Consider the following 20,982-nt stretch of genomic DNA (forward strand, 5'->3'; position numbering starts at 1 on the left):
CGTTAACTAAGTGAAGATTACCGATGAGTAACGGGCCGCAATGGCACAGAGGTCGCAAAGGTCATACGCGCGTCGGCAACAACCGGTTCATTGCCCAATTCCCCTACGATAAGGGGGTTGATGTCGATTTCATTGATCTGGGGAAAATCCGTGGCGAGCTGACTGAGGCGCTGCAGCGCCACAGCTATAGCATTGATGTCCACCTCTTTGGTACCTCGCTTCCCCCGCAGCAACTCGTAGGATCGGGTGGCCATGAGCATCTGCACCGCCTCTTCTTCGGTGATGGGAGCCAGGTGAAAGGCGACATCCTTCATCATTTCCACGAAAATACCGCCCAACCCGAACATCAGCATGGGGCCGAACTGGGGATCACGGGTCATACCGATGATGACCTCCATGCCGCTCTCTGCCATCTTTTCTACATAAATACCTTCAATGTGGGCATCAGGTGCATGCTTTCTGATTCTGAGCATCATCAACTCAAAAGCGTCCGCTACTTCCTGACTGGACCCGATATTCAGACGCACCCCGCCCATATCGCTCTTGTGGACGATGTTGGGCGAGACGATCTTCATGGCAACCGGAAAACCGATAAACCTGGCTATTTCAACCGCCTGCTCCGGACTCACGGTCAATCGTCCTTCCAGGGTATGGAATCCGTAGGCCTTGAGGATATCTTTGGACTTCACCTCACCCAAGCGCAGCCTGCCTGTCCGCTGACGTCTGGTAATAATCCGCTCCACCCGCCGCCGATTGACCGGAAACCGCACCACATGGCGAGCCGGCCTATTTTTCCAGGCACCGTAGCTATACATGGTCCGTAAAGCGGCCACCGCGCGTTCAGGCGTATCGTAAAAGGGCAGCCTGCCAGCTGCCAGTTCTTTCCTGCTCGGCATAATCGTATCCCCGCCAAGGAAACAGGCAAGGACTGGTTTAGTGAAACTCTGCGTAGCAGCGATGATACGGGCGGTATCCTTGGGGTGGTTGAGGTACTGAGGAGCAAGAATAAAAAGTATGGCATCCACATCGCTGTCCTCCTGAATCGCCTCTAACAGCGCGGCATAATTCTCAGGTGCAGCGTTGGCCGACACGTCAAGAGGATTGTTCACCTTGACCGCTGATGGAAGGATATGCTGAATGGAGGTCTTCAGGGCACTGCTGATACTGGCGACCACCAGTCCTTCTTTCTCCACCGCATCAGCGGCTATGGTGCCCGGGCCGCCTGCATTGGTAGCAATAAAGACACGATTTCCGGTCGGGCAAGGCTGCATGGCTAGGGCTGTGGAATAGTCAAACAAGGCTTCAAACGATTCGGCTCGACAGATGCCGCCCCGCTTGAACGCCGCACCGTAGGCGGTATCCTTTCCACTCACCACTCCGGTATGAATGGCGGCAGCCTTTTTACCGGCCGCAGTGATTCCTGCCTTGAGAATTACCACCGGTTTGGCCATGCTGGTCTTCTCTGCCGCTTTGACAAATCCATCACCGTCGCTGATATCCTCGAGATACCCGACGATAACTTTGGTCTGTTTATCCTCAGCAAGGGCCTCCAGGACTTCCACCTCGGTAATATCCGCCTTATTGCCGATGGAAATGGATTTTGACACGCCCAGCTCACGACTTTCCGCCAGGTCCATCATGGCCGTGCACAGGGCGCCGGATTGAGAAAAAAGCGCCATGCTTCCCGGTTTGGGCTCCCGTTTGGAAAAAGAGGCGTTAAGACCGATCTCCGTATTGATCAACCCGAGACAGTTGGGACCGAGCAAACGAACCTTTCCGCGCTGGCAAATCTGCAGCAGCTCCTGTTCCAACTCCCTGCCTTGTGCACCGCTCTCCTTGAATCCTGAAGCCACCACCACAATAGACTTTACCTTCTTATACACTGCCGACCTGGCCGAGTCGGGCACCTGTTCTGCCGGCACGGCGATCACTGCCATATCGATGTCTTCAGGATAGTCGTTGATCTCTTGGTAAACCTGGAGCCCCATCAGTTCGCCGCCAGCCTGATTGATGGGAATCACAGGACCACTAAAGCCACTATTCACCAGATTATTAAGCACCTCATATCCGACTTTACCGGCAGTTTTCGATGCACCAATGACAGCTATTGATTGAGGATAAAATAGTCTTTCCACCGTATACCTCTTTAGAGTCTTGGGATATGAATAGTGAACCCGGCCGCTTCCATTGCCTTGTGTACGGCCCGAATGTTGTAGGTATTAATGCGCAGGTAGATCATGGGCGGCTCCTCCTCTGTTCCCCGGGCCCTGATGAGACGGGTGAATTCCACCTGGGTATCCTCCATCACCTGGGCAATTTTACTCAGGGCCTGTTTGTCGCCATTATCTTCGATGGAAACCAGGGCTGACCCCTTCTCGCCAAGACCAAAGAGAAAGCGATAGGCCTTCATCAGGTCCATGACGGAAAAAACGCCGATAACCTGTTGGGATTCATTGATAACCGGAAGCGCCCCGATATTCTCCGCCTGGAGCAACAGCAACGCCCGGTCAAGGGTTGAAAGCCGGGTAAGGGTCAGACAGTCTTCGCTCATGACCAGGGATACAGGTGTACTGTTGACCTGATTCTCCACATTCTGCCGCTCCTTGCTTCTCGCTACGGTGGAGGGGGTTGCAGAACGCAGGTCTCTGTCAGTCAACATCCCAAGCAACATCCCCTTGTCATCCACCACCGGCAGATGCCTAAATTTATGCGTGTTGAGGATCTCGATAGCCTCGGACACTGTCTGCTCCGGTCCTATGGTAATCGGGGACCGGGTCATGTAATAATGGACAAACATGGTTAGGCTCCTGTTTCCCGTTTTTGCCAGGGTTGATATTGTTTATACATATGAACGATACCCTCAAGATAGGCCGCTGCGCAGCTGCCGAGCCGTTCAAGATTGTAGCCCCCCTCTAAAAGGGAAAGCAACCTGCCCTCGGTGAACGTGTGTGCAATCTCGGCAACAAAAGATCCGAGTTCCCGGTAGATTTCCGTAGAAAAGGCAAGACCGGACATGTCGTCATCCCGGTGTGCATCAAATCCGGCACCGACAACCAGTGCCTGCGGTTGAAAATGTTCAAGAAAAGCGATAATCGAGGCAAAGGTTTCCCGAACCTGTGCATCTCCCGCTCCCGGGAGCAGCGGGAGGTTGAGCAGCGTTCCCTTACCCTGTTTCAGCCCCCTTTCTTCCGGCCAACCGGTACCTGGATAACTGAAGCTCGGATGCTCGTGGATAGAGATATAGGCGGCATCCGGATCTTCTTCAAAAGCGGTCTGAATCCCATTGCCATGGTGGGCATCAAAATCAAAAATACATATTCTTTTTCTGCCGTATTGCTGCTGCCAATAACGGGCTGCTATAACACAGTTGTTGAAAAAACAGAAGCCAAACGGCATATTGGGTTCAGCATGATGCCCTGGAGGACGAGTTGAACCGAAGACCACGGTGTACGGAGCTTCCTCCACCCTGTCCACCCCAACGATGCCAGCACCGGCTGAGAGCATGGCGATATCATAGCTTTCGAAACCAACCTGATTATCCGGATGATCGATGTAGGTCTTGCCGCTGAGTACAGCTTCTTCGAAGCGAAACAGCCAGTCTTCGGTGTGAAAGGCTAACAACTGGGGGCGCTCAGCAGGCCGAGGAGGAAGGTATTGGAGGAGCGGATGAAGCGAGCTGGCCTGGAGGGCCTTTGCTACCACCTGCAGCCGCTCTGGTACTTCCGGGTGCTCCCCACCGCCGGTATCGTGACGCAGGTAAGCCGAATCACTGATAATGGTGACAGAGATATTATTTCCCATAAAGAATATACGTAGGTTAATAGCTCAAAGCAGGGGTTTGCGGAGCAACCCCGTAAACCGTTTTTTCCAGTCACACATTAACCCAACTGCTGCAAAGTACAATGCATTCTTCTCCTGACTCCTAATGAATTCACCAAGCATCCATATTCAGTTCTTTGGTTCCGCCCTCTGTCCACGCTGCAGGCATGCCCGTCGTCTCCTTTCCCGGCTTGGACAGCAACGACCCCATCTTAAGGTCACCATGGTGGATGTATTGCGGCACCCGCGTACGGCCTGGCTAAACAAGGTCCGCATGATTCCGACCCTGATCAGTGATGACGGACGGAGACTTTCCGGCATCGTACTCACCGAAAAATCGATTACAGCCTTTATCGATGCCCCCTGAAATCTTTCAGGGGGTTCCGGTCACCGGTAGCCGACAATCAAGTTATTGGTGGAGCTCTGCGGCCCGCTCAGGGGGAAACAACCGATCAATGATTGATCGTTTCTCCATCGGTCTGTTCATCAGAACATTGAGGTTGTCCCTGGCCGTGTAGTTACGTTCCCAGAGGGCAATAGCCCGCTCATAGCAGATTTTTGCTGTCTCGGGATTGCCTTTGTAGCGCTCAATAACCCCCAGATTGGCATAGCTCACCGAAAGCCTTCGCGGTGTCTCCACCTGAGCAAGAACAAGATCATCAACACGCTTTTGAATAACACGCTCGAGGTTAACATCCTGCAAGAGCGGATCATTCGGAGCAAAGGTGGGAACAACCTGCTGCTCAATTTCCTGGCGGGAGAGCTGTCCCCTCTCCGCTATCCATTGCTCATAGATGGCGATAGCCTCCCGGGTATACTCCTCGGCAGTCTCCAGGGTTTGCAACATTTCCTGCCTGTCGACTTCACCGCCGCCAAGGAGTTCTGTCTCCAACTTTACCAGATAGACCGATGCCTTATTGTTGAGGATTACCCCCAATTCAAAGGATCGTTCGTAGCCGGCAGTGTTTGCATATATGCGTTCCATGGCGCGCAGAATGCTCAAAGCAGAACCATACTGGTCACTTTCCAGCCCCTTTTCGTAGAGCCGAAGCAGTTCCCTGGCCTCCAACACTCTGGGATCTTCAGCCCGGTTGACACGTCCGTAATAGAATGCGGCAGAAAGGCATATCAGAGCAACAACCAGCAGCGTGCCCAACAGGACCTTGACCAGTCCTGACTGCTGTTGAAAACGAGTATAGCGTATCATATGCAAATAAAATCGCCTCTACTGCACCAGGTGCAGCAGAGGCGAAAACAGATATGGTATACGAGGTTCATTTCACGCCGTGAACAGTCTCAGCCAAGTGCTTTTGCACCTCAACAGGAGGTGGTGCTGTCATGAGTGAAACTACAATGTTAGCCGCCACCGCCAGAGGACCGGCAATCCAGGCAAAATACCATGGGTTGAGCCAGTAGTTCATGAAATCCTTTCCAGGGAGACTGACGCCATATTTACCGGCAATGAAGTAGATGATAACAGCCAGAGAAATAAAACTTCCGACTGACAGGCTGGCAATGCCGCCAGCTCTATTCGAACGACTCCACCAGATACCGACCAGAAACAGGGGAAACATAGTACAGCCGGCAAGAGAAAAAGCAACCGCCACCAGCTGGGCGATAAGTCCAAGTTTGAGCAGGGCAACCCCTGCAACGCCGATCGCCATGACAATGGTGGCCATCTTTACCATCCGCATCTGCTGCTCGCCGCTCGCCTGCGGATTAAAAACACCGAAATAGATATCGTGGGAAAAGGCAGACGAGCCTGCCACCAGCAATCCGGAGACCGTTGAGAATGCTGCGGCCACTGCACCTGCGGCAAGAAAACCAACGATCAATGGATGTACGGAACCAAGCTGGGCGGTATAGACGACGATAGCATCCTTGGCAAGAGCACCGACCTCCGGATTGGAAGAAAGGATCTTACCAAATGCTGAATAGAGCGGCGCTGTCCAGTAGAGAATACAGATGAAAAACAGTCCCCAGGTCACGGACCAGCGGGCATCACTCGGCTTGGGCACCACATAAAATTTCTGGATGACATGCGGCAGACCGGCGGTACCGATCATGAGTGCAAAACATGTCGCCATCCATTGAAAAAAATCTTTTCCGGTTGCAGGGTCCCACGGCATGGCAAACTCGGGGGTAGGCACTGTAGCCATCGGGTGGCCAAGTGAACTGATATAGGGTGTTGCGGTGCCGGCGACGATGTCGGAAACTACCTGACCATAGCCGATTGGCGGGATGAGCCAGAAATAATCAAATTTGAAGGTGAGGATAAAGGAGGGTATCAGAAAAGCTATGATAAGAATCACATACTGAATCTGCTGATTCTTTGTAACTCCGAGCATTCCTGAAACCAGGGTGTAAGTGAGTACCACTGATGCACCAATAATAACGGACCAGGTATAATTGATTCCCAGGATCCATTTAAACATTATGCCTATACCGCCAAACTGACCAACACAGTAGCTAAAGGAGATACATATGGCAATAATCGCGGTGGCCAGGCGCATTCCATTGGAATAATACCTGTCGCCGATAAAATCGGTAGCAGTATATTTCCCAAAACGACGCACCTGCGAGGCCATCAACACCAGCAGGAGAACGTAACCGCCTGTCCAGCCGACAACATAGGAGAGCCCATGGTATCCGCTTCCATACATGATGGCGGCCATACCGAGAAACGAAGCAGCGCTCATCCAATTGGAGGCGATAGCCATACCTGACCCGAAACTGGAAATCGACCGCCCAGCAGCATAGTAGTCGCTGGTTCCTTCGGCTTTATTCATAAATCCGATACTGACAAACAACACAATCATCGCAATCAGAATGAGTGCCGGGACGAGCTTGAACCCACCCTCAAGACTTGCCCCACTGGCTGCAAAGGCTGGAATGACAGCGACCATCAATCCTGACAAGAGCGTTATAAAGAACAACGTGGCTTTTTTCGTTTTCATCATTGTTTCGATTCTCCTATTCATTTTCGCCTTCCATACCGTACTTCTTCATTACTCCGTCAATGACATAGCAATAGACCAGGCATATCAGGTTAAACAGGACCAGGAGAAAAACAGCTGAATAAAAGTAGTGAAAAGGAAACCCGAATAATTTGGAATCGGTTAAGAATGATTGAAAATGAATGAGATATTTCTCCATTATCGCAGGAATTTCCGGCGCAGTCATGGAAAGCGTCTCGTCTTTCATGGGGACCAGGGCAAAGGGAACCACCCCTTTGAGCACCACATCCTCTTCTATGCCCAACACTCTGACCACGTTGGACACGTCAATCTTTTCGCCATTTGCCCTTGCTTGCGTGGCCGCCTGGAAAGCGGCCTTTTCCTGCGCGGGCAGTACATCATGGACCACTGCCGTAAAGGCACCCTTCAAGGCGTCGTCTTTCTGGAGTGCAATTGATTTACCGATCAGCCCCAGGTAAACCCTGGCAATGCTGACTTTTTCTTCAGTGGTGGCCGTTCCCTCTGTTAATTTTGGATACACCTGCTCATAGACGAGAAAACCTGGCTCGGGCGTTCTCTGCTCAACAATTTTCATCAAAAAATGAAAACCAAAAACGCATACGGCCCAAATGGATATACCGATAATAATGATGCGGACATTCTCTTTGAGAAAAGCTGTCCTAGGCTTGAAAAAATTAATTGCATAATTCGTCGTTCCGTCCATCAATCTCCTCCTCGGTTGATGCGTTTCACTCCCTGACTCGGTCCACCGGATACAGGTTGTTTTCCGATATGATATGTAACGGTAGTGTGAGAGTAACAATGCCGGAAAAAAGGCATGAGAAAGCCACTGGATCAATCAAACGAAGCAATGAGCTCCCCCATAACCGTCATAAATCGCAATGTTATCCAGTGAAAGGCACATGCAGACTGCATGTGTACAGAAGAAAACATCCTATTGAACCCTCCTTGATGAAGTGTTGTTGATAGGACAGGCTGCTGTAAAGATGGGACGGGAAAAAATCGGTTAACCGGAATAAACTGACAGCAGGTTTCTTTGGTGTAGAATCTTTTGAGACTCCAAAACCTGTTGCTTGCTTATGGCGGCCAGGGCCGAAGTGCTCCCCTCTACAGGAACCTTCGTGTCATTGGTTCATTCCCTATACCAGCGCTACATGACACAGTCAAGCAATGTTTTCTTTTTCTCCGGGCGCGCATTGCCCACCTCACCCGTCTTTTTATTCTCGAGCACTACCTCGCAAGGGTTTGCCCGTCGCCAAAAAGAGACTGTTAAGCTGTGCTGTCTTTAACTTGAGAGCGGAAAAAGCCCAAAAACTGGTAACCCGGCTCTAATCAAACCCCTCGCTGTAGATATTGGCCTCAGGAAATCGGCGATCGATAGCATGGGTCGCCTCTCTGATCATCTCCCATTTGCCGCACAGATAAAAATCATATTGGCCGGCTGGCAGTTCATCGTGGATATACCGGGTCACACGCCCCCTATACACAGACTTGGAGGATTCCAGGTCGGTAACGGCGGAAAGGCAGCGAATATAGCAGGATACGCTGCCGAGGAAGGTCTGCTGATAATAAAGCTCCCTCACTTTTCGAGCTCCATGCAGCAGATAGGCGGCACTGACCCCACTTTTGATCATGGACACAAAAGGGGCAATGCCCGTCCCGGTCGCCACAAAAACCCGCGTACGGGCGGTAGGCCGCCGAACCAGATAGCCCTTAGGCATTCCCATGAGGATGCCATGACCTATGGGAAGGTTTGCCAGAGCCGCACTTACAACCCCTTGGTCAATGCGTTTGATCAAAAAGTGCAACTGGTTAGCCTGTTCAGCAGAAACGATGGTATAGTAGCGTTCCTCCCCCCCTGCCTGCAGAGCGACATGTTGTCCGGCGACGAATTCAAACCCTTGCGGCCTGGTGCACCGGAGTACGAAGGTATCGTCTGTGAGCCATCTCCGTTCCTTCAGCACTACGGTAACAGGAGATGTTGGCTTTTTCATGGTTGCTGCCACACCTCATCCTTGGTACTGGTTACCTTGTTAAGGTAGCGTGCTACCACGAAAAGGTAATCTGAAAGCCTGTTGAGATATACCAAAATGTTGCGGAGTGCAGGGCTTTCACCGTCCTCCTCCATTTCACTTACCAGTTGGGTCACTTTTCGCTCGCAGCGCCGGCAGACGGTTCTGGCGATATGAGCCCACCCAGCGGCCTCGCATCCGCCAGGGAGGATAAATTCTTTGAGTGGCGGCAGCTCTTCAGTAAGTTCATCTATTTTACCTTCCAAATCTTTTACTACCTCTTCCCCGAGTTCTTCCAGGAATTCAATCGCAGCAGAATCAGGCGTAGTGGCCAACCATGCACCAGCTTGAAATAAGCGCGCCTGAATATGCAACAGTTCCTTTTTTACTTTCTCTGTATTTTCAGGGAGGTAGGAGAGAAGAGCTCCGATGACCGAATTCAGCTCATCCAGATCGCCGTAAGAATCAATGCGCAAGCTATACTTTGCAACACGTTCGCCTGAAAACAAACTGGTTTTCCCTTTATCTCCACCACCGGTGTATACTTTCATTGAATTTTTCCTTTAGTCATATTTGAAACGGTTATTGATCATGGAAAAAAGCACATTAAACAAAAAATGTTTTTTTGATAAATAATCACATTTTTTCAAATGTAGAATTTATTTGACCAGCTCTGATATACTTGCATTTATTTATAAATTGCAACCTATTATGATAGAATCTTTGCAGGTTAAAAATAAATTTCATGAAGTACGCCCAACACGAACCTTTCGAACAAACTGAACCCTTTCATAAATAATATAGATAAAAGACATAAAAAACTTATATCTTCGCAGAATATCGTTGGTTGGTCGAAAGAAACATTAAGAGAAAACAATAAGTTCGTTATTTTTAAGTTGACAAAAAGCTGAACTTAAAATAGGAAAATTCTAGCAGGCTGATTAAACCCAAGGGGGGGTAAGGTTTTTGGGGACTCTATCATATGTGCAGAGCGACCGCCTGTCTTTTCCACATTTTTTAAATATAAAAACAGTACGTTACGCGACGGGCGGCTCCTAGAGTATTGTTTAGCAATATCTGACGTTATATCGAAGGATATACTCTCAGTTTCGCCAAAGCCCTTTTACCCAAAGCGGGATGAATTTGGAGGCAATGAAACTATTGTGTACCAGTTCCTCTGGAGTAATGTCGTTCTGCAACATGCAATTCTGACAACGCTCCGTTTCTCTCCGTTAATTTAATACAGGTACTATTTTTATTCTCATTCCAAGCTCATTTGCCGATCTGCTTTTTGTATGATGACAAAAACAACGGGAGGATTGGAGTAGTCGACTGAAGGAGTTATACAACCCGGTACAAAACTATTTAAGGAATGCATCCGCTATAGGATATTCAATACAGAATGCGACAGAAGTCGTGAAGGGTTCGGCTTTTCCTTCATCTGACCAGCTAGTAAAAACGTTTTTCTTAAGATCTTTGTATTTTTTTAGATTTTTTTGCTGCAGCACCAGACTTTTGAGAAGAAATCATAACCCGAACATTGTTACGAAACTGCTGTTTGTTTCGCTAACTAAATAATCGGTTTTGATGTAGGAACAAGGCTAGGGTAAAATCTAATTAATTTAGTAGCGTAAGGAGATCATGATGACGGAGTCCGCAAGTTCCTTGATCAGAAACGTCAGCCAACTCGGAGAAGAAGAGCTCAAGAAACGCGATGTCCCATTTGAATACTGGGGCCCCACACCAAAAGAAGCACGCAAAGCAGCTGTTGGAAAGAAAAAAGGATTACACGACAAAAGAACAACCCTTAAAGAAGCGGTCTCAAAGTATGTTAAGGATGGTATGAACATCGGTATTGGTGGTTTCGTTAACACCAGAACGCCTGTTGCTGCCGTTCATGAAATCATTCGCAAGGGCTGTAAAGACATTACTATTTCCATGCAGTCCAATTCAATCTGTGCAGAATTGTTAGCAGCTGCCATGATCCTGGACCCAAATCACGTCTCAATTAAACGTGTTGAAATGGCTTGGTGGGGATATGAGGTTATTGGTATTGCTCCAATTTTCCGTTATCTCGTTAGTCGTGGAGAAATCCTTGTCGACGATTACACCAACTATGGTATGTCAGCACGTTTTAAAGCTGGAGCCTATGGCCTCCCCTTTATCCCTACCCGTGACCATGGCGGCAGTGACATGGAGTTGGTAAACCGTGGTAAAATGATCACCTGCCCATTCACCAAGGAAAACATTTATTTGGTGCCGGCATGCAACCCTGATGTTGCTCTGATTCATACCCAGGTTGCCGATATGCATGGTAATGCACGAATTTTCGGTGCACTCTGTACCTGTCCTGAAATTGCAATGGCTGCTAACCACACAATCCTGACGGTTGAGCAGATCATTCCCAACGAAAACATTCGTAAATATCCTAACCTCACAGAAATCCCATACATGATTGTAGATGCAGTTGTCGAACAACCATTTGGTGCTTATCCAGGCGCTGTTTATGGGTATAACTGGTTTGACATGCCGGAAATTCTTGAATTCAGAAAGGGATGCGATGAGTTCAGGAAAACAGGCAATAAAGACGGCATGCAAGCCTACTTCGACAAGTATATCTTTGGTTGTGAAACCTTTGACGACTTTATCGCCACACGTCCGTACAGCAAGATCAAGGAGATGAAACAAAATGACGGTGTTCAGCCGATTCTGATCGACTAACGCGCAGCATTCGAAAAAAAACAAGATTTATTTAACTGCTTGTAACCTTAAGGAGGATATATAATGCCTGATTATGGTCCATTTGAAATGATTGCGTTTGCCGGCTCGAAGGTCTTAGAGGATGAAACCGTTGTTTTTGTTGGCACAGGTCTACCAATCATCGCTGCTCTGCACGCACAGCTGACCCATGCTCCGCAACTGCAGATGATCTTTGAGGCGGGTTCTCTTGGTGCTCAGCTTGAGCAAGGCCTGCCGCTCTCTGTTGGTGATACAAGAGCATTTCGTAAAGCCTTGTTTGCCAAAGGCCTTTGCGGTGCCTTTGAACTGACCCAGCGTGGATATTCCGATTACGCCTTTATCGGTGGTGCGGAAATCGATATGTACGGTAACCTCAACTCCACCTTCCAGGGTGGTACCTACAGTGAATCCCAGGTTCGTTTCCCAGGTAGTGGTGGTGCTGGTGCGATGTCTGCAAACTGTGAAAAAACCATTGCTATCATGGCACTGGAAAAGCGTAGATTTGTAGAAAAACTGCAATTTGTTACCAGTATCGGATACGGTGACGGCTCTCCTGATTACAGGGATAAAGCCGGTGTATATGGTTCCGGTCCTTACCGCGTTATCACCAATGAAGCGCTCTTTGGTTATGACAAAGAAACCCGTAGAATGATGCTTCTTGAAGTTCTGCCTGGAAAAACACCTGCAGATATTCAAGAAAAGGTCGGTTTTGAACTGCTGGTTTCACCAGATCTGAAAGAGATGGCCGAACCAACAGAAGAAGATCTGCATCTGCTTCGTGAGGAGTGCGACCCAGATGGTTATTTTCTGAAGCGTGTTGTTGCAAAATAACATCACTCAGCGTAACACTGTAATTCTGGTGTAAAGAAAACGGCTGAAAGGCACTATGTCTTTCAGCCGTTTTTTATTGTAGTATATTCTCAATCTGCGCCCTACATTGAAAATCCATCTAAATGAATACAGACTCTTCGTTTGAAAAAATTGTTAACCGACAATCACTTTTTTCTGGAAAATACATGCAGCTTGAACTGCTGGACGTCCTCCTTCCGGATGGAAAAAAAACCACCCGTGAAATAGTTCGAGTACGTGATGCTGTGGCGGTTTTACTGTTGGATGATGAGCAAAATATTCACCTGGTTAAACAAACGCGCCCTGCAATAGAGCAGACACTTATCTCCATTCCAGCCGGATTGATTGATGAGGGTGAAAGTGAGGAAGAGGCTGCCAGGCGGGAATGCGAAGAAGAAACAGGGTATATGCCCCAACATTTGCATAGAATCGTTAAATACGCCCATGCCGAAGGCTATTCCACAGGGTTTATCACGCTCTTTCTCGGGCTAGATCCGGTGCATTCTGGAAACACCAAACAAGATGCTTCAGAATATATTGAGCAGGTCAAAATGCCGTTTCAGGAACTGTATGAGAAGGTATGTGATAATGAAATTATTGATTCAAAAACCCTATTAAGCGTTTTGTTCGTGCATCAGCAGTATCAGCAGTTTCTTTCGCCCTGCCCCCCTAATATCCTGGGGGCAAATTCTTGAACTGACGATGCGGATTACCCTCTGCATCCAAATAATATTCTGTATTGCCCTGCTGGGCAGCATTAAGATCAGCCACCGGAAGCCGGACAACCTGAACAGCAAAGAGGTCTTTGCCTTCATGGCGGTACAAAGTTCTGCGGAAAGGCTCATAATACGGAGTTACCACTAGGGAACCGCCATAAAAACCTGTATTGCAAATCACCACATTGCAGAAAATAGTCTTTGAAAGCGACTCGGCCAAGTGGCTGAATGATTCAATGTCGCGATTATAGGCAAGAACGAAAAGATGGTGAATCTTTCCCCGATACACCATGTATCTTTCCACATCCATAAAGTCATAACAGATACAAACACCAATGCGCCCAAACCGGCCTGCGTCAAACAGCCAGATAGTCTGATCAGCTTTAAAATCAAACCCTGACCTGCCGATGCCGACCTGTTCTGCAGGGGCCATATAGGTTTTCCCGAAATAAAACGTGCTGGAGCGCCTACTGGGACGGTTCTCAGGCCACAGCTGAGGAACGACAACCAAGGCCTGATTTCCTACAATCTTGTTTCCATGCTCAAGGGTATAATCCATGCCTGCAATCACGATGGAACCAAGCTGCCTGCACATGTCCAGTAATCGGCTGCGAAAGCAAAGCGGCACAGCCAGTTCGGGAAGAATGGTAAATTGGGGAGGTTCATCCAGCTCACCGAGGATATTAAACCCATGTCGAATTTCCTTCCAGGCATGGTCAGACTCTGCAGGAGTCATTTTGGGATACTTCTGCCACGCAACCTGGGCATTGGTAGTTGTCTGAATCAGCCCTATCGTGAGAAAATCAGACAGCGCACTCGTCATGTTTTCCGTCTGAATTAACGACATATCACCCTCCGAAATCAGTCCGCCAGTCTGGCCTGGTAAAATGTTCCAGCTTCACCGGGACCAGCTGTCGAGGGACCCTGTGCTGCAATGTCAGCTGGTACTCTTCCAACACCTGCCTGGCTTTTTGCACACAAGATTGGAAACAATCCAGATCACGTATCTGCGGTGGATCCATTATCGTATCGTCGTCATATTTTTCCTGCTGACAACCATCCACCAGCGCCGTCTCCAACTGGCGTGGTAAGAGACAACCTTCCAGGATCGCATCGGTCCAGGACGAAAAAGGAACATTGCGCATTCTGGTACTCACCAGGGGAAGGTAGAGCCACTCATGCCCCCTTACATTCCACATTGCAGGCCAGTCAAAGGAATGGGTCACCAGTCCAAGAAGCAACAGGCCAAGCCCACGGATCATGGGAAGTTCAGAGTTCACCTGTTCTGCGGTTTGCAGATCAAACATATAGCGATAATCAGTAATATGTTCCTTCTCTCTCAGCTCCACGGTAAGCGGCTTGTAACGAATCTGATCCCGCCAATGGTCCCATGTCAGCACGGTCTCCTTCTCCTCAATCCACTGAGCAGGTACCAGAAAGTTCAAGGGATGCAAAGGGTAGCAGGTACTGATTCCCTCTTGAAGAAACGATTTTACCTTTTCTGCTATCTGGTCAGCAATCTCAAGAGCGGTCCACTCTGTAACCCTGGGGTCAAAAGCATTTTCCCGATACTTTTGACGACTCCAACGCCCCCATCGAGCAAGCGTCATCCATGCATCGTCACTGTTTTTATGGATGATCGAAAGCACCTTTTTCTCGCCAGGGCTCACTGCTGTACCACGTTGCTGCTCATATCGAACAGGGTCAGCTCCTTGCAGCAACTCGTAGAACCATCCAGCACAATTTTCCTCTTCAAAGACACCTTCCTTCAAACAGGCATCCATTATTGCTTTTGTACCCACTGCTCGTGCAGCTTCACGGGGGTAGCGAAATAACAGCCGCCTGCTCCAGGGGGAGGCGAGGTCATCTATCTCAAGCTTACCTACAGCAGCTTTCCATATCGGCCCGGGAGCTGTCCTTTGAGGGCTGTTGAGCCTGGTTTCTGCCCACCACGCCCACACAGAAAGTGGCACAGTTGTCTTTGCAGCCCATTTTCCTGGAGAGGTGGCCCAGTCAATAGCGCCGCATCCGGTTGCATGTTGCTCCATCTCCTTGAAATCTTCTGCTGTGACCAGTTCGTTGTCTGCCTCCTTGAGAAAGACAAGGGCACTACCTAAACCGCATTGCAGCAAATGCAGAGAATGCTGTTCATAAAATGTTGGTTCTTCATCCAGTGGTAGAGTGATCGGCTGCTGGAAAAGGGTTTTTAGATAGGAATATGCTGCCTGACGCCGGTAAATAAGGTGATCTCTTTGCGACATGTTCACAGCACATTGAACAGCCTGATTTGCCATTAACCGATAAACCATTGCCCACACATACCCTCCACCCAGGCGATCACGTCTGTAGAGCGCCTCTAACTCTTTATGAATCAGGTTCAGGTCGGTCTGCCCGGAAAAACGACAGTACTCCAGCAGGTAAACCCATAAATTCAATTTCATCGGGTTATTGCGGAGTGCTCTTAACAGCATGAAGAATATACGCATTTTCTTCTTGAGCTGTCTTCTCATGTTCTTGGCAACGATACGCTGGTGCTCTTGACTCAGTTCAGCAATCCTCTGCTGCACCCGCTCAATATCAAGGCGTAAGCTTGCTGCTTGCTCTGCTTCAGGCTGCATGATTTGCAAACGCTTGTGAAGTGATGTTTCACGTAACCGAGCTTCAAAAAGCCGGCGCTCAAACAAACAAAGATTCGCCTGATTGCCTATAATTTCCTGGGGAACAGACCAGGCCAGCTTACGTCCGATTCTGTCAATCTGATAATCGTCATTGATGAGTGAAACGCTGTTCTGACCAAGCAGCAGGTTCTCCATTTCATCAATATAAAATGCTTTTTCTCGCTGTTGGAGCAGATCAAAATTCAGGGCTGTCAGATTAGTCAGTAATCTCAGGGTTCGTGTTATTGCGGGAAGTGGATTGGTATTATCTAAAAGGGTCTCTTTTGCTGCTTGATGTCTATATTCCTCCAGCAATTCTCTTTCCGGTTCTCCTGAAGTTGGAGTTGCTTGGCTATGAACCAGATATCTGGAAAATGATCTGGGCTCAACAGTTTGCCAATCTGGCTTAATGGTGCAGCCATGCTTTGCACATAGCGCCTGGTACTCCTCCACCCAGTTCACAAGGCCTGCGAAATCACGGGAAAGAAAGCAGTGGTTGTGACCAAAACGGAAGTGCGCGATGTTTTTTTTCTGTATGTCAGACTGTAACGTAGCGTCGGAGGATATCTGGTGGTCTGCTAAGGAATATTCCACAGCCATCAAAGCTACATTTTTAAGGAAATCAGCCACCATCAATCCCTCTGGTATGGAATCTATGCCATCCTCAGCCCTTAAAAACCCAAATGCTGCGTGCTTTGTTGGGTTCCAATCATCCAGGTCAAGCCTGAAGTCCAGGAGGCTGGAAGCCAGTTGATGAATCTGGGGTTTGAATTCGGTGGAAAAGCTGGCAAGATTATCCAAAAGCGTTGAAAGGTTACCTCCCAACGAGTCGATATTAAACGACAGTTGGGCCAGGTATACCGCGTGGTCATTTTCCGGCGACCAGTACTGCTCCTGCAGATAGGGTAGTTGATGCCTGGGGGAGAGATGATGCTCCTGTTCAAGTACTTTGCGCTCAGCCTCTTCAAGGTCTTCAGGCTCCAGCGAACCGGCCATTGCTCGTGCTGTGAGGAAAATATGACGCTGATATAGTGACCAGGATATACTGGCATTGCGATAAAGGTATCCTTCCGAATGCCTGTAGCAACCATTCTTGCTGACAACAATACCGTTTTTTTCCTCCTCCCACGATGACCTGTAGAGACGTCCCCCATAGCTCCAAGGCGGCATCTGCCAGTCCAAGCCAGGGCCTATAATATTGACAAACGCAATCCAGGCTACCTGGTCGCGAATGGAGATATCATATACGTGCTCATTGGATCCTCTCTTTTTATCATACGACGGTAGAGGTAATGGACGAATTGGACTTGTTCTATATGATAGTGCTTTAAACTGTGTACCAATGGCATCCAATTCTGCCTGCAGGTTCGCTTCAAAACAAGCCAGTCGACTTTCATCTATCCAGCAATGAGTAGCCTCCAGATACCGCTGGTACTTTAACCATGCCCAGTACAAATTTTCAGGAGCTGCCAGTAATGTCTCCAATGGAAGGCGTGCGTTGGATGTTGCCATGAGGTTGCCTCTGCCAATACTCACGTTGGACCGTAAATGGGGTTAACGTTACTCTGCCCCGTCTTGTTTTTTTTTCTCCTTTTTAATCCAACAAATCTCACAGATCGGATTTCTGTCATCATCACTTCTTTCTACCATGATGTGAGGATGCAATAAGGGGAGTTCTGTTCCACAGTCATGACAGGTGACGACCAACCCGTCTAGTTTGCCTTTTAACGAATGTTTCTTTTTTTTCATACAAACCTCCTATTCTCATTTTCAACAGCTTTCCATCAAAAGATAAAAAGCTACTTTCCAAATTCACGGAGAGGTGGCCCCAAAACATTTCATTGCTTATGTCGCCCATTAAATTTGTAATAATTACTGTTACAAATCAAGAAGTTCACTGTCAAGAAATTCACCAATTCGCCCTCCTCATAATTTGTATATTTTTGCATCAAATTTATGACAATCAACCCATTTCAAGCTCTGCACCGGATGAGTTTTTCAGTCAAACTGAACGATCCCATAAATAATACAGATAGGAAAACAAAAAAACTTCTATCTTCGTGCAATACCGATGACTCTTCAAAAGAAACATTGAGGGAAAACAGTGAGTTCTTTATTTTTAAGTTGACAAAAAGCTCAACTTAAAATAGGAAATTTCCAGTGTGGAAGATTTTTTACAGGGGGTGTAAGGGTTTTCCATTTTTCTGATTACATCGCTTTCTGATCACATCACTGTAGGGTCATACATATCTTTGACCGCGGTTGTACTATAACGTTGCACGGGAAATACCTTCTATTCAACTGATAACATTACAGATTCCGGTCTTGCTTTTAAGATCATTAACATGCAGGACAAAGGAGCATCTGAAAGAAGTGTCTGAATGTTTGATCAAAAATTTGTTTACCGGCACGGTAAATCAGCAGCATACTTTATGTAAAAGCCAATACAATAACCGCCGTAAGGCGTAGTTATTGTATTGGCTTTTTTTTGACAAAGGGGGCAAAACAACACAGTACTTTTTACATGCTCACAACAAGCTATGGAGACCACGAGGGCACACGATTGAAAGATAAGGCTGAAATATACTGGACAGGTCTATCTCCCGATGAAGCACGGGAAGCGCTAGTCAACAAAGATAAATCCATGAAGGACAAACGGATGACGCTTAAAGAAGCGGTAAGCCGGTTCATCAAGGATGGAGACAATGTTGGTGTCGGCGGCTTTGTAAACATTCGTACCCCTATTGCCATTACGCATGAAATGGTGCGGCATGGCTTTAAGGACCTGACCCTCTCATGGCAGTCCATGGGCATTGCCGGTGACTATCTGGCAGGTGCCATGATGGTTACCCCAGATCATTTTTCCATCAAGCGTGTTGAGCTTGCGTATTGGGCGCATGAATCTTTTGGCCTTTCTCCGATGTTTCGATTCCTTGCAGAGCGAGGGCTGCTGGAAATTGAAGATTGGAGTAACTACAACATGTCTGCCAGGTTTAAAGCCGGTGCCATGGGGCTTCCATTTATCCCAACCCGCGGTCCCCTTGGTTGCGATATCCCTTCAAGCTGCAGAACACAAATTATAGACTGCCCGTTTACCGGTCGCCCCATTGCCCTGCTCCCTGCCAGCAACCCCAATGTAGCGATAATCCATGTCCAGGCAGCAGACAAGTACGGCAACTGCATTATCCGTGGTACCGACTGTACGTGTGCAGAAATAGCAATGGCATCAGCACATACTATTGTTACCTGTGAACAACTGGTACATCATGAGCTGATAACAAAAAAGCCGAAAGATGTCGGCATCCCATTTGCTGCAGTAGATGCAGTGATTGAAGTCCCTTTTGGTGCGTACCCTGGTAACTGCAGGCGACATTATTATTTTAACGGCGACCATATCCGTGGGTTCCATGCCGCTGCAATTGAAATGTGCAAAGGTGGTCCCTCAGAAGCGTTACAGGCCTATTACGATGAAAATATCTATGGCGTAGAGACATTTGATGAATTCATCGCGAAGTTCCCCTATCAACAGTTAATGGCAGACCAGAAAGCAGAAGCATTCAATTGTGAAAGGCTGGCTTGATCTCTATGTGTAGATACGTGAACTTTTATACATTATGTGCCAAGGAGTTATCATGACAGCTTCTACAGACTACACTGCTCAGGAAATCATTGTTGCTGCTGGTGCAAAAGTATTGGAAGACAACAAAATAGTGTTTGTTGGAACCGGCCTCCCCATGGTAGCATCTCTCTTAGCCAAGCTCACCCATGCCCCAGGCCTTCTCCCTGTATTTGAGGCTGGTGCGGTAGCGCCTCCGTTAAGAGTTGGCTTGCCAATTTCTGTTGGAGATTCAAAAACCTTTACCGGAGCTTCTTTTGTCGGCGGGTTAAATGCAGCCTTTGAGTTTACCCAGCGCGGTTTTGCTGACTTTGGCTTTATAGGTGGTGCTGAGGTAGATATGTACGGCAACCTGAACTCCACCATGATTGGTGACTACCCTGCAAACTATCAAAGCCCTAAAGTTCGCCTGCCTGGTAGCGGCGGTGCAAGTGATATGGCGGCGTCATGTGAACGGACTATTCTGATCATTCCGCATGACAAGCGCAAGTTTAGTAACAAACTACACTATATAACCAGCCCTGGACACCTTGATGGAAGTCCCGGAGCACGTTATAATGCAGGTCTGCAAGGCAAAGGGCCGTACAGACTGATAAGTACGAAAGGTATTTTTGATTTTGAGGAAGAAACCAAGAGAATGCGACTGATTCATACCTTCCCTGGTGAAACAGTAAAATCCATTCAGGCAGCAACCGGTTTTGAGCTTCTGGTCTCTCCTGATGTAAGCGAGTTTGAGCCACCAAGTGTTGAAGTTGTACGGTTGATTCGCGAAGAAATTGATCCAAACGGAGCATTTGTAAAAAGGGCTCATTGAACGCTTAAAGACAGTAGATGACGTCCCCCGAAAGGTAAAGGGACGATGCTTGTTTCCGGTTAAACTGCCCCGCGAAGTAATTGTTGTTGCTACATTCGCTTTAGCCTGACAGTCCTATCCCCGGAAAACGTATAAGCATTTTGTTCTTCTGGTTAAAAGTAATTGCGCATGCACACACCATGTATGCGTCAATTAACATTTGCAGCAAGAGAGAAAGAAGATTGTGTTGTCAACAGACAGCGTGATCATTTGTTAATCGTTGGGTTTCCACCCAACAGAAAGGAGGAGAACATACCATGAAAATAGAAAAAATTGATCATCTCGGCATTGCTGTTCCTGATCTGGAAGGTGGAAAAGCTTTCTGGGGCGACGTACTTGGTCTTGAGCTTGAAGGGACTGAAACTGTAGAAGAGCAAAAAGTTACCACCGCTTTTATGCCTGTTGGTGAAAGTGAAGTCGAGTTACTCGTTTCTACCTCACCTGATGGACCGGTTGCAAAATTCATTGAAAAAAAAGGAGCCGGATTCCAGCATGTGGCCTTCCGTGTGCCTAACATTGATGAAGCCCTTGCAGAACTCAAGGAAAAAGGCGTCAAGCTCATCGATGAAACGCCTCGAATCGGCGCTGGTGGAGCGAAAATCGCCTTCCTGCATCCTAAGGCCACAGGCGGCGTTCTGGTCGAACTCTGCGAAAGAAATTAAGTATTCACCAACGTGAGCTGCATGTTCCTTTGCGGCAACAGAGGAGAGTAGCTCACGTTCACTACCCTAACACTTCGCTCC

The 20,982-nt window shown here is 48.1% G+C and carries 18 protein-coding genes; 7 read left to right on the plus strand and 11 right to left on the minus strand.

The window, feature by feature from the left end; genetic code table 11:
• Positions 1-17 precede the first annotated feature (17 nt).
• The 3 genes from ACZ52Z_RS05555 to ACZ52Z_RS05565 are packed head-to-tail and all read right to left on the minus strand — an operon-like array spanning position 18 to position 3,801.
• Positions 18-2,135 carry an acetate--CoA ligase family protein gene (locus ACZ52Z_RS05555; RefSeq protein WP_464269760.1) on the minus strand — a complete coding sequence of 706 codons (2,118 nt, stop codon included), beginning with the start codon at positions 2,133-2,135 and terminating at the stop codon, positions 18-20.
• Between the two features lie 11 nt (positions 2,136-2,146).
• Entirely contained in the window at positions 2,147-2,797 is a 651-nt protein-coding gene (locus ACZ52Z_RS05560) for a CBS domain-containing protein (RefSeq protein ID WP_464269761.1), read from the minus strand.
• A gap of 2 nt (positions 2,798-2,799) precedes the next feature.
• Positions 2,800-3,801 carry a histone deacetylase family protein gene (locus tag ACZ52Z_RS05565; RefSeq protein WP_464269762.1) on the minus strand — a complete coding sequence of 334 codons (1,002 nt, stop codon included), beginning with the start codon at positions 3,799-3,801 and terminating at the stop codon, positions 2,800-2,802.
• A 124-nt stretch (positions 3,802-3,925) separates the two neighbouring features.
• On the opposite strand from ACZ52Z_RS05565, the gene ACZ52Z_RS05570 reads away from it, so the two are divergent.
• Positions 3,926-4,186, plus strand: a complete 261-nt coding sequence (locus ACZ52Z_RS05570; RefSeq protein WP_464269763.1) for a thioredoxin family protein — start codon at positions 3,926-3,928, stop codon at positions 4,184-4,186.
• Between the two features lie 42 nt (positions 4,187-4,228).
• On the opposite strand, the gene ACZ52Z_RS05575 is transcribed toward ACZ52Z_RS05570, so the two are convergent.
• From ACZ52Z_RS05575 to ACZ52Z_RS05595, 5 genes are all read right to left on the minus strand, one after another.
• Positions 4,229-5,026 (minus strand): hypothetical protein, encoded by a 798-nt coding sequence (locus ACZ52Z_RS05575; RefSeq protein ID WP_464269764.1) that lies wholly within the window; start codon positions 5,024-5,026, stop codon positions 4,229-4,231.
• A 67-nt stretch (positions 5,027-5,093) separates the two neighbouring features.
• Entirely contained in the window at positions 5,094-6,779 is a 1,686-nt protein-coding gene (locus ACZ52Z_RS05580) for a VC_2705 family sodium/solute symporter (protein ID WP_464269765.1), read from the minus strand.
• A 13-nt stretch (positions 6,780-6,792) separates the two neighbouring features.
• Entirely contained in the window at positions 6,793-7,500 is a 708-nt protein-coding gene (locus ACZ52Z_RS05585) for a hypothetical protein (RefSeq protein WP_464269766.1), read from the minus strand.
• Between the two features lie 625 nt (positions 7,501-8,125).
• Positions 8,126-8,791 carry an FAD-binding oxidoreductase gene (locus tag ACZ52Z_RS05590; protein WP_464269767.1) on the minus strand — a complete coding sequence of 222 codons (666 nt, stop codon included), beginning with the start codon at positions 8,789-8,791 and terminating at the stop codon, positions 8,126-8,128.
• Complete coding sequence (locus tag ACZ52Z_RS05595; protein ID WP_464269768.1) at positions 8,788-9,360, minus strand: cob(I)yrinic acid a,c-diamide adenosyltransferase; 573 nt, start codon at positions 9,358-9,360, stop codon at positions 8,788-8,790. Before ACZ52Z_RS05595 ends, ACZ52Z_RS05590 begins: the two co-directional genes overlap by 4 nt.
• Positions 9,361-10,450: 1,090 nt before the next feature.
• Here ACZ52Z_RS05595 and ACZ52Z_RS05600 point away from each other — a divergent pair.
• The 3 genes from ACZ52Z_RS05600 (at position 10,451) to ACZ52Z_RS05610 (ending at position 13,092) form a co-directional block, all read left to right on the plus strand.
• The gene (locus ACZ52Z_RS05600) at positions 10,451-11,530 is read left to right on the plus strand and encodes a CoA transferase subunit A (protein WP_464269769.1); all 1,080 of its coding nucleotides are present in this window, start codon (positions 10,451-10,453) and stop codon (positions 11,528-11,530) included.
• Between the two features lie 63 nt (positions 11,531-11,593).
• Positions 11,594-12,379, plus strand: coding sequence for a CoA-transferase subunit beta (locus ACZ52Z_RS05605; RefSeq protein ID WP_464269770.1), 786 nt, complete (start codon positions 11,594-11,596; stop codon positions 12,377-12,379).
• A gap of 185 nt (positions 12,380-12,564) precedes the next feature.
• Positions 12,565-13,092 (plus strand): NUDIX hydrolase, encoded by a 528-nt coding sequence (locus ACZ52Z_RS05610; protein ID WP_464269771.1) that lies wholly within the window; start codon positions 12,565-12,567, stop codon positions 13,090-13,092.
• Here ACZ52Z_RS05610 and ACZ52Z_RS05615 read toward each other — a convergent pair.
• Genes ACZ52Z_RS05615 through ACZ52Z_RS05625 form a run of 3 tightly spaced genes read right to left on the minus strand, consistent with a single transcriptional unit; the run spans position 13,067 to position 17,519 of the window.
• Positions 13,067-13,960, minus strand: a complete 894-nt coding sequence (locus tag ACZ52Z_RS05615; RefSeq protein WP_464269772.1) for a carbon-nitrogen hydrolase family protein — start codon at positions 13,958-13,960, stop codon at positions 13,067-13,069. The genes ACZ52Z_RS05610 and ACZ52Z_RS05615 overlap by 26 nt on opposite strands.
• Before the next feature lies 1 nt (position 13,961).
• Positions 13,962-17,282 carry a hypothetical protein gene (locus tag ACZ52Z_RS05620; protein ID WP_464269773.1) on the minus strand — a complete coding sequence of 1,107 codons (3,321 nt, stop codon included), beginning with the start codon at positions 17,280-17,282 and terminating at the stop codon, positions 13,962-13,964.
• A 48-nt stretch (positions 17,283-17,330) separates the two neighbouring features.
• Positions 17,331-17,519 carry a hypothetical protein gene (locus tag ACZ52Z_RS05625; protein WP_464269774.1) on the minus strand — a complete coding sequence of 63 codons (189 nt, stop codon included), beginning with the start codon at positions 17,517-17,519 and terminating at the stop codon, positions 17,331-17,333.
• Between the two features lie 814 nt (positions 17,520-18,333).
• Here ACZ52Z_RS05625 and ACZ52Z_RS05630 point away from each other — a divergent pair.
• The 3 genes from ACZ52Z_RS05630 to mce all read left to right on the plus strand — a co-directional run bounded on the left by ACZ52Z_RS05630 (position 18,334) and on the right by mce (position 20,901).
• Entirely contained in the window at positions 18,334-19,350 is a 1,017-nt protein-coding gene (locus tag ACZ52Z_RS05630) for a CoA transferase subunit A (RefSeq protein ID WP_464269775.1), read from the plus strand.
• A gap of 52 nt (positions 19,351-19,402) precedes the next feature.
• Positions 19,403-20,200, plus strand: a complete 798-nt coding sequence (locus ACZ52Z_RS05635; RefSeq protein ID WP_464269776.1) for a CoA-transferase subunit beta — start codon at positions 19,403-19,405, stop codon at positions 20,198-20,200.
• Positions 20,201-20,496: 296 nt separating this feature from the next.
• The gene (gene mce / locus ACZ52Z_RS05640) at positions 20,497-20,901 is read left to right on the plus strand and encodes a methylmalonyl-CoA epimerase (protein ID WP_464269777.1); all 405 of its coding nucleotides are present in this window, start codon (positions 20,497-20,499) and stop codon (positions 20,899-20,901) included.
• The last annotated feature ends 81 nt before the right edge of the window (positions 20,902-20,982 follow it).

Source organism: Desulfogranum aggregans, assembly GCF_055398265.1.